This window comes from Aerococcus sp. L_32, assembly GCF_050689315.1.
The window spans coordinates 1-667 of sequence record NZ_JBOEQF010001021.1 but is presented as its reverse complement, the minus strand read 5'-3'; the positions used below and the strand labels follow the sequence as shown (position 1 = coordinate 667).

Genomic DNA, 667 nt, shown 5'->3' with positions numbered 1-667 from the left:
TGCGTCTACAGCAGCTTTACTCGCCGCCTCTTCTTGTTCAGCTTTTAAGGCTTGTGCTTTCTCGTAGTCAGCTTTTTCCTTAGCCAATTGGTTCGCCTTCATTTGGACTACTTTTTCGTCATCAGCTAACTTGGTTGTAAATTGCAGTAAGTTGTCCAACCATTCTTCAGTAGACAACTTGTTTAAACCTAGGCTAATCATTAAGGCAGCCCCAACTTGCTTAATCGCCAAGCGTAAAGGATTGTCCTCTAATGCCTTGAAGATAGCTGGTGTCATGATTTTTTGTTCAAGATTTTCGTGGAAAAGGACTTCTATGGTGTTGCTAGCAGTAATGCGTTTAATGCTTGTCACACCGATCTTATCGGCCGCCGCTTTAATAGCACCCACTTGCAGTAATAGTTGCGTTTCAATTGGTGGTTCACCGTATCGATCCATCAACTCATCATCCAAGTCCCACATTTCATCTACGCTGGTCATGGCCTGCACCCGTTTATAAATCTCCACTTTTTGTCGCTCATCCCGGATATAGCTCTGCGGAATATAAGCATCAATAGATAGTGATATTTCCACTGGCTCAGTTTTCTTAGCCGGTAAAATGCCCCGTTTACGTTGGACTGCTTCACGTAACATTTGTGAATAGAGGTCGAAACCGACTGAGTTAACAAAG

The 667-nt window shown here is 43.3% G+C and carries 1 protein-coding gene; it reads right to left on the bottom strand.

Annotated features, from left to right (window positions below; all coding sequences use genetic code 11):
• The coding region (locus ACRCJ0_RS17975; RefSeq protein WP_431391503.1) for a TRCF domain-containing protein at positions 1 to 630 on the bottom strand (630 nt) is incomplete at its 3' end.
• Positions 631 to 667 lie beyond the last annotated feature (37 nt).